This window comes from Bombilactobacillus bombi (genome assembly GCF_013607485.1).
GTDB lineage: Bacteria > Bacillota > Bacilli > Lactobacillales > Lactobacillaceae > Bombilactobacillus > Bombilactobacillus bombi_A.
Genome location: NZ_SCHP01000044.1, coordinates 1 through 9,438, shown reverse-complemented (window position 1 = coordinate 9,438; position 9,438 = coordinate 1). Strand labels below are relative to the sequence as shown.

7 protein-coding genes are annotated in these 9,438 nt (G+C 36.1%); all 7 read right to left on the bottom strand.

The annotated features are described in order from the left end of the window. Positions 1 to 379: rod shape-determining protein (locus EQ827_RS07040; RefSeq protein ID WP_181190297.1), on the bottom strand; the 379-nt coding region annotated here is incomplete at its 3' end. Positions 380 to 458: 79 nt separating this feature from the next. Continuing rightward, a complete protein-coding gene (gene radC / locus EQ827_RS07035; protein ID WP_181190296.1) occupies positions 459 to 1,106 on the bottom strand; it encodes a RadC family protein in 648 nt (215 codons plus the stop codon). Positions 1,107 to 1,179: 73 nt separating this feature from the next. Further along, a complete protein-coding gene (locus tag EQ827_RS07030) occupies positions 1,180 to 2,490 on the bottom strand; it encodes a bifunctional folylpolyglutamate synthase/dihydrofolate synthase (protein WP_181190295.1) in 1,311 nt (436 codons plus the stop codon). Positions 2,491 to 2,576: 86 nt separating this feature from the next. Further along, positions 2,577 to 5,222: a valine--tRNA ligase gene (locus tag EQ827_RS07025; protein ID WP_181190294.1), complete on the bottom strand. Its 2,646-nt coding sequence runs from the start codon at positions 5,220 to 5,222 to the stop codon at positions 2,577 to 2,579. Positions 5,223 to 5,533: 311 nt separating this feature from the next. Next, positions 5,534 to 6,751 (bottom strand): tRNA uracil 4-sulfurtransferase ThiI, encoded by a 1,218-nt coding sequence (thiI, locus tag EQ827_RS07020; RefSeq protein ID WP_181190293.1) that lies wholly within the window; start codon positions 6,749 to 6,751, stop codon positions 5,534 to 5,536. A gap of 13 nt (positions 6,752 to 6,764) precedes the next feature. Then, on the bottom strand, positions 6,765 to 7,910 hold the full coding sequence (locus tag EQ827_RS07015) for a cysteine desulfurase family protein (RefSeq protein ID WP_181190292.1): 1,146 nt from the start codon (positions 7,908 to 7,910) through the stop codon (positions 6,765 to 6,767). Positions 7,911 to 7,979: 69 nt separating this feature from the next. Continuing rightward, positions 7,980 to 9,438 (bottom strand): septation ring formation regulator EzrA (locus EQ827_RS07010; RefSeq protein WP_181190291.1); only part of this gene is annotated, 1,459 nt, incomplete at its 5' end.

The following is a 9,438-nucleotide window of genomic DNA, read 5'->3' as shown; positions in this document are numbered from 1 at the left end:
ATGCATCACGAGCCCCTGCATGTTGTGCAGCTTCAATAACAGCGCGTTTTTCCACTTCGGTTACTCCACTAGGAACACAAACCATAACTGAAGGCTTGGCGTTTCCCACTGCCTTTTTTAAAAAGTATTGAATCATTGCCGCAGTTGTATCATAATCAGCAATCACACCATCTTTCATAGGACGAATTGCTTGAATACTACCTGGAGTACGTCCAATCATGGCCCGCGCTTGTTCACCGACAGCCACTATTTCTCCTGTGGCGACTTTTTTAGCTACCACAGAAGGCTCACGTAAAACAATTCCTTTGCCGTCAACATAAACAATCGTATTTGCTGTCCCTAAATCTATTCCAATGTTTCGTGATCGCATTCCAAACAAGACACTATCTCCTTAAACTAAAACGTACTTAAACTATCTTCTAAATTATATCATAGAAAAATTTAATTAAAAATAATATTTATAACAAACCTTGTTCATGGATGCTTAAAAAATCATCTTGACCAATAATTAAATGATCCATCAGCTTAATTCCAAATAGTTCACAGCAAGAATACAGCCGCTTGGTAAAAGCTAAGTCGGCTGAAGAAGGTTGTAAATTACCACTTGGATGATTATGAGCGATAATAATTTTTGTACAAGGTAATAATAAGGCTGTCTTAATAACTTCTCGTGGATGCACAGTCGCAGCTGTTAAAGTTCCACGGAAAAGAATTTTTTCAGTCAATACATAGTGATTAACGTCTAAGAAAATTCCAATCAACTCTTCTTGCTGATAGTTGCAATATTTCTTGATTAAATATTTGGCTAAAATGCTAGTAGTTGCTGGTTGCTGTAAATTCAAGCGCTGGTGATGATTTAAGCGATCACACAATTCTAAAATTGCGAGAATCCGCGCTTGATTAGCTTGACCAATTCCGGGGACATTCAACAAATTAATGGACTTTAAAACTGTTAAATCAGAAAAATTGTTAGAAAGATAAGCTAAATGATGTACTATTTGTTCAACATGATGATTCTTTGTACCAGAACCGACAACTAATATAAATAATTGTTCAATGGTTAAACTAGCAATACCATGGTTTTGCACTTGTTCACGTATTTTCATAATTTCACCTCAATTGTCCTTGGTTAAATTACCGAAAAACACGCTTTTTGTAGTAGTTATCTAATTAAACATTTTAATTGTTGGAACTTTTTAACATTTCTAAAATATCACTAGCAAAGTGTAAGGAACCACAAATCACCAGCATACTTTCACTATCTAAACTAGTCAAAGCCTGGGCAAAAGCAACTGGCCAAGGGGCTACAAAATGTTCCTTAGATGTCAAATCTTGGTAATCGCTGACTTTAGCTGATCGCTTTTCTTCAGTAGTGGTAATAATAATTTCATCGGCTGTAGGCTGTAACTTTTGTAAAATAGCATCTCGCTGTTTGTCTACCATTGCTGCATATAATACAACTAAACGTTTTTGTTGGCTGATTGCTTTCAAATTAGTTAGTAAAGCTTCTATAGCTGGCAAGTTATGCGCACCATCCAGAATAATTAATGGATCCTTACTCAATATCTGCATTCTTCCAGGTAAACTAGCAACTGCTAAACTAGTTTTTACAACTGTTTGGGGGTAATTTTGAGGGCATAATAACAAATAGGCTTGAATAGCAATTGCCGCATCAATTACTTGCGTATCCGCAAATGAAGCTACTTTTAAATCAGAAAAGTGATATTGAGAATTGCACCAATCAAAAGTTGTTAAATCAAAGGCTTTTCTTTGTAGCTGCTTTACGGTAAAGTCCTTTTGATAAGAATAAATAGGCGCTGCTAATTTTTGAGCCCGGTCATGAATGATCGACTGGACTTCTAAGGGAATTTCGCCAAGAATTACCGGGCGTGCGGATTTTATTACTCCTGCCTTCTCTTGAGCAATGTCTTCTAAAGTAGGGCCAATCAGTTGCGCGTGATCTAATCCGACATTAGTTATAATTGAAAGAAGTGGTGTAATTACATTAGTTTTATCATGTTCTCCACCTACACCCACTTCAATAATACCGTAATCAATCCGTTCTTGAGCAAAAAATTGAAACATCATTACAGTCAAAAATTCGAACTGTACCAAATAAAAATCAGGATCTTCTTGTTGAATTTTCGAAACTAATTGAGCCGTTTTTTGAGTTAGAGCCACTAAATCTTTATCATTAATGGGTTGTTGATTAATTTGAATTCTTTCATTAAATGTTTGGACATAAGGGGAAGCAAAAGTACCTACCTTAAAACCACTATTTATCAACATTTGGGTGAGATAATAACAAACTGTCCCTTTCCCATTAGTTCCCGTAACATGAACAGTTTTAATTTTTTGTTGGGGATTATCCAACCCCTCCAGAGCTTTTTTAACATATTTGAGACTCTTTTGCGGATGTAAATGAGGCAGTTGGTGAATATAAGAAATTGCCGTAGCTGCTGAGTCAAACTCAAATTTTGCTGTATTCATTAAAATCATCTTTTCATAATTTTTTCAAAAAATAAGGAACATGAGCGCACATGCCCAGTTCCTTTTTTAGCTTAAATTATTGACCTTTATCCTTGTTGTAATTCAACAATCCGTGCTTCAATTTGTGCTTGTTGTTGCTGGTATGATTGTAACTTTTCTTTTTGTTCAGCAACAACATTTTCAGGAGCATTTTTTACAAAACCAGGATTAGCTAACTTTTTCGTTACAAAATCGATGTCTTTTTGTAATTTAGTTAATTCTTTCTTCTGACGCTTGATTTCATCATTTAAATTAACTAATTCCGCTAGCGGTACAAAAATTTGTGCACCATCAATTACAGCAGTTAAAGCTAATTTTGGAGCTTGAATATCAGCTTTGATTTGTAAATTCTTTGGATGAGCTAAACGCTTAAGATATTCTTGATTATCCATAAGAATTTGCTGAACTTCAGGATTTTGCGTTTTAATCAAAATATCAATTGGATTAGATAACGGAGCATTTGCATCCGCACGCATTTGTCTAACAGCTTTAATAGCTGCAATTAGAGTTGTCATCTGTCTAACAGCGGTCGTATTATCTAACTCATGATGAATAGTTGGATATTGAGCTACTACTAATGATTTACCTTCATGCGGCATTGTTAACCAGATTTTTTCGGTTACAAACGGCATAATTGGATGTAATAGCCGTAAGATTTGATCTAAAACGTAAGCTAAAACTATCCGTTTATGTTTTTTGCTGGCAGCGTCATCACCACTTAAGACAGCCTTGCTCAATTCGATATACCAGTCACAAAAGTCATTCCAAATAAAGTTGTAAAGAGCCCGTCCAACTTCACCAAATTCATACTTTTCTGATAAGCGTAAAACATTAGCCACTGTATCATTTAACTGGGCTAAAATCCACTGATCTGCAATATCTAACTGTTGGAGATCAGGCAGCGCTGTCGGAGCAGGAGTATCTTCTAAATTCATAATTACAAAACGACTAGCATTCCAAATCTTATTAATAAAATTCCAAGCAGCTTTAACTTTTTCATAACTAAAACGAGTATCTTGTCCCGGAGCAGATCCTGTAATTAAGAACCAACGTAAAGCATCGACACCATATTTGTTAATAACATCCATTGGATCAATACCATTGCCCAAGGACTTACTCATCTTACGCCCTTGCTCATCACGCATTAGTCCATGTAAGATAACATCTTTAAAGGGTCTTTCATGAGTAAATTCAATACTTTGGAACATCATTCGAGCAACCCAAAAGAAAATAATATCATAACCAGTTACTAAGGCATTAGTTGGGAAATAACGCTTAAAATCAGACGAATCTTCTTCAGGCCAGCCTAAAGTAGAAAATGGCCATAAAGCGCTGGAGAACCAGGTGTCTAACACATCAGGATCTTGCTCCCAATTATCCAGATCTTGAGGCGCAGTTTCACTAACATACATTTCACCAGTTTGTTTATTGTACCATGCAGGAATCCGGTGGCCCCACCACAATTGTCGTGATATTACCCAATCATGAACATTATCCATCCATTGTTTAAACGTGTGTTCAAAACGCTCCGGAACAAAATTAACTTTATCACTTGTTTCTTGGTTTCTTAAAGCCATTTCTGCTAATGGCTTCATCTTAACAAACCATTGGGTAGATAAACGTGGTTCAACTTGAACACCAGAACGTTCAGAATGACCAACACTATGAACAATTGGTTCTTCTTTGATTAAATATCCTTGTTCCTTCAAATCTTGGACTATTGCTTTGCGAGCTTCAAATCGATCCATACCCTGATATTTGCCCGCATTGTCATTCATGGTACCATCAGCATTCATAACATTGATCCGTTCTAAGTCATGACGGTTACCAACGTTAAAGTCATTAGGGTCATGGGCTGGGGTAATTTTTACCAAACCAGTTCCAAATTCTGGATCAACATAATGATCTTCAATAATAGGTAACTTGCGACCAAATAGCGGTAAAATAGCCTCTTTGCCGACAATATCTTGATATCGCTCATCACCTGGATAAACTGCAATAGCCACGTCGCCAGGCATAGTTTCTGGACGAGTGGTTGCAATTTCAATAAAACCAGAACCATCAGCTAATGGATATTTAACATGGTAAAAGGCACCTTGATCGTCTTTATGTTCGACTTCAATATCAGAAAGTGCAGTTTGCAATTCTGGATCCCAATTAATGATGTATTCCCCACGATAAATTAATCCTTTGTTGTATAAGTCTACAAAAACCCTCCGCACAGCTTTAGATAGACCTTCATCCAAAGTGAATCGTTCGCGAGAATAATCTAAGGATAATCCTAATTTAGCCCATTGTTGATGGATAATTTTGGCATATTCATCTTTCCAACGCCATACTTCATTCACAAATTCTTCGCGTCCCAAGTCAAAACGACTTTTACCTGCTTTGCGCAACTTGGCTTCCACTTTTGCTTGAGTCGCAATACCGGCATGATCCATTCCCGGTAAGTACAAGGTATCAAAGCCTTGCATTCTTTTTTGACGAATTAAAATATCCTGTAGTGTAGTATCCCAAGCATGACCTAAATGTAATTTACCTGTAACATTAGGCGGAGGTATAACAATTGAATAGGGGTTGGCATCGACATTGCCACTGGGCTTAAATAAATCATCATCCAACCATTGTTGGTAACGATTGGCTTCCACAGCTTGATGATCATATTTAGTTGACATTTCTAGCGGTTTAGACATCTTGATCACTCCTTAATTTTTCGTATTAATAAAAAAAGCCCTAATTTTCATTAGGACGAATGTGGACAACCGCGGTACCACCTAAATTAAAAGTTTCTCGCAAAATTTTCGAAACTTTTATCTCAAACGATAACGGTCATCCCGATCACAATTGTGACAGCTCACAAGCTACAAACTAAGATTATTGATTAAACTAACTCTCAACCATGTAGTCTTCTCTGTAAATCAAGATTTCTTAGTCCCTCTTGCTCAACGCTTTAGCTAAATATTAGTTCAATAATAATCAAAAAGCCCGCTAACGTCAAGGCTCTTTATAATAAAGATTCGATTTCTTGATTTTCTTGCTCCAAAAAATGGTCAAAAGGAGTAATGTTCATAACTTTAATTCCACTTAAAGCATGCTCAATTAACCCATCAACATCTAATTGTGATTCATATTCTCGAGCTTTAGCTATTGTTGGCTTAGTTTTCGGACGGGTTGGTGCAAAAATAGTACAGCAGTCTTCAAAAGGTTTAATTGATAAATCAAAAGTATCAATTTCTTCAGCAATTTTAATAATTTCTGTCTTGTCCATCGTAGCGACAGGGCGAATAATCGGCGTATTAGTAACATCATTAATGGCAGCCATACTTTCCAAAGTTTGAGATGCAACTTGACCTACTGACTCACCATTAAAAATGGCTAAGCCGCCACGCTTTTTAGTAATTAAATCTGTTAAACGAAGCATAAAGCGCCGTTGAACAGTCATTAGATATCCTTCAGGAACTTGCTGTTTGATAGTTTCTTGAATTTCTGTAAAAGGTACTTGGATAAATTGAATATGACCCGCATATTTGGCTAATTTAACAGTCAAATCTTGAGCTTTTTGTAAGGCATGTTCACTAGTGTATGGGGGACTGTAAAAATGAATCATTTCTACTTCCACACCACGTTTCATTGCTAAATATCCTGCTACTGGCGAATCAATACCGCCAGAGAGCATGAGTCCGGCTTTTCCCGCAGTGCCCACAGGCAACCCACCTGCACCTTGATAAGTCTGACTGGATAAATACGCTCCATCAAAGCGAATTTCAATCTGAATTTTAATATCGGGATGACGCATTTCTGCCTTAATTTCAGGCAGATGATCACTAACATAATCGCCAACAGCCAAATTAATTTGATTAGTATCGTAAATAAAATCATGATCAGCACGTTTAGTACTAATCTTGAAAGTCTTGCCTTCTTGATACTGCTCTTGAACCATTTGTAAGGCGGTTTTTTTGATTTCTTCTAAATCTTTAGCAATACGAATACTTGGGGAATAATTTTGAATTCCAAAAACGACCTGTAGGCGTTTCATTACATCCTGGGCATCTGCCCCATTCAAGTTGATATGCATGCGATCACGCTTTGGATGAATCCGCAGTTGAGGAAAATTCTGCAACACTTTTGCGACATTGCCATGCAAACGATCAATAAAACTACGACGATTCTTTCCCTTAGTTGATAATTCGCCATAGCGAATCATGATTTCTGTATAATTCATTGAGCCAATCCTTTCAGTTTAAAACTTGAAAATGTTGATAAATCTTATCTAAAGCCTTGATGAATTGCTGCATTTCAGAAATAGTATTATTAGCGTCTAAACTTACTCTTACCGCACTAGTAGCTAATTGATCTGGTACATGCATCGCCGCTAAAGTAATTGGTTCAACTCCCTTGCGGGACGAACAAGCACTTGTTGTTGAAATATAAATATCTTCTTGTTCAAAGGCGTGAACAATTGTTTCTCCTCTGACACCTCTTAAAGCAAAACATAAAATATGAGGTGCAAAACTGGTATCAAGCTGTGAAAAAACAACTGCATTGTCTAAATTCTGTAAATGTTGGTATAACATTTGTCGTAAATGGTTTTGTAACTTAGCTTGTGCAACCTGGTCTTGCGTAGCAAGTCTTAAAGCTCTGGCCATTGCAACAATCGCTGGGGTATTTTCTGTACCACTGCGCCGGTTATCCTCCTGACCGCCACCATTGATTAAGGGAGCAATCCGGCGACCATTTTTAGCATAAATAAATCCTACTCCTCTTGGACCATGAAATTTATGTCCTGAAAATGTCATAAAATCAATTCGCGGATCTTGGATTTGGGCAGCTAAATCTTTCCCAACCGTTTGAACCGCATCTACATGAAAGTGAATATTTGGGTAATCTTGTAAAATTTTGGCTACTGACTTGATAGGTTGAATCGCACCCACTTCATTATTTACGGCCATAATAGAAACTAAAATGGTTTCTGGACGAATTGCTGCTTGCACATCTTGGGGATTAATATGGCCACTTTTATCAACAGGTACATAAGTAACCTCAAAACCCAATTTTTCTAATTGGTGTACGGCATTACTAACAGCAGGATGTTCAACATTAGTTGTAATAATATGGTTACCAAACTGCCTTTTTTCCAAAGCTGTTCCCTTAATAACCCAATTATCGCCTTCAGAACCTCCACTAGTAAAATAAATCTCATCAGTTTGACAATTAATAATTTGGGCTATTTGCTGACGCGCAGAATTTAAAATTTGTTGTGCCTGATCACCTAAGTGATGCAAACTGGATGGATTGCCAAAAAAGTCTTGACTAACCTTTTGATAGGTCTTTAAGACTGTTGGCTCAATTAAAGTTGTTGCACTATTATCAAAATAAATCATGACTTCACACTCCAAATTAATATAATACCCTCTAGCTCTAGAATTTAAAATTAAAAAGTCTTACACAAGTTATTGTTGTTTGTGATACTCAGCATAATATAAATCCCGAATACGTTTAACCGCTCCGGGTTCAACTTGCTCTAGAGCTTGAGAAATAATTTGACGCGCTTGTTTATAATCAAATTGATTATCATACAAATCTTGGGCTTTATTAGCAGCCTGTTGCACATTAGGATACTTATCAATGTATCTATTGGCGTATTGAATCAAATGATTAGTAATCTGCACATCTGCCAAAAGCTGTTGGGCTTGCTGCTTCAAATTATTTAAATCTTCTTGAGCAACAAACATTTGTTTAGTAACTTCTTCAACATCAATCGGTATACTTTCCAGGAGTTCTGCTAATTGCGCAGCTTCAGTATTCACCATATAATAATTGTCCCGATAATCTTGCGGCAGACCCTGCAGTCTTAAAACCTCCACCTGATGTTTTAACTGTCGTAAATCTTGAGTAATTTGTTGTAAATTATCGATGCCAATATTTCGGCCTTGCTGTAAACCATCAAAGCCATCTTCAATTTGCTTTTGTTGATTTTCAATCTCTGTTAATTGTTGAGCAGATTGCTTAAATTCTTGCCAAATTTTGGAATATATTGCTTCTTGGCTCTTAATATTTTTGATAAGAGCTTGATAATTTTGTGAAATTTTTTGAATCTTTTGTTGACAAGATAAGGCTAATTCTTGATCAGACTGCTTAATAACATAAGTCCCACTAAGACGTCGAATATTTTGTCGTAATAAGCGGTTTTGTCGTTGTGCATGCTGAATAAAATCTGCTAACACCAATTGGTATTTTTCAACCTTTTTTTGTGCCCGCCACTCGCGGGCAATTCTTTCATATAAATAATCAATTTGTTCAATCACTTTTTGTTTTAATTGATCAAATTCTGCAACGTTTAAATCTGTTAATAATTTTCTTAACGTATTAATTTTTTGAGTTATTTCTACAAGTTCGGTTGTAATTTGCGGATTTTCTAAATTTATTCCTGAAACTTTTAGCCGCTGTTCTGCAGTCTGTAATTCCTGTAATTCAGTTTTAAAATCAGTTTCTAAATTGATACTCCGTTCTAGAATTTGTTCTGCCTTAGTTTGAAACTTACTCAATTGTACTTGTTTGTCTTCTAATAGTTGATGGGCCTTAAGCGCATCTCCACTTGTAACCAAAGTACTAATGTCTGATAAATCTTTAGTCAAAGCAGTTAATTGAGTCCGCAATGGTTCAAAGGCTTTTTGGTAATGAGCTGCATTTGACTGCAATTTAGCGGCTAGTTTTTGTGCTTTGATAGCAATATTATCAAAGTCAGTCTGATTTTTTTGAATATGTTCTAATAAACTGTTTAATTTTTTTTGTAGTTGTTCCAAAATTTGTTGAATTTGATTGATTTGTTGCTGAAGTGGTTTTAGGCCATGATAAACACTTAAAATTTTAAAATTAGCATTTTTTTCTGAAAAATCAATTATTTGATTT

Excerpts from the sequence above, each read along its gene's own strand:
- radC (WP_181190296.1), bottom strand. The coding sequence starts at position 1,106 with ATGAAAATACGTGAACAAGTGCAAAACCATGGTATTGCTAGTTTAACC.
- EQ827_RS07030 (WP_181190295.1), bottom strand. The coding sequence starts at position 2,490 with ATGAATACAGCAAAATTTGAGTTTGACTCAGCAGCTACGGCAATTTCT.
- EQ827_RS07025 (WP_181190294.1), bottom strand. The coding sequence starts at position 5,222 with ATGTCTAAACCGCTAGAAATGTCAACTAAATATGATCATCAAGCTGTG.
- thiI (WP_181190293.1), bottom strand. The coding sequence starts at position 6,751 with ATGAATTATACAGAAATCATGATTCGCTATGGCGAATTATCAACTAAG.
- EQ827_RS07015 (WP_181190292.1), bottom strand. The coding sequence starts at position 7,910 with ATGATTTATTTTGATAATAGTGCAACAACTTTAATTGAGCCAACAGTC.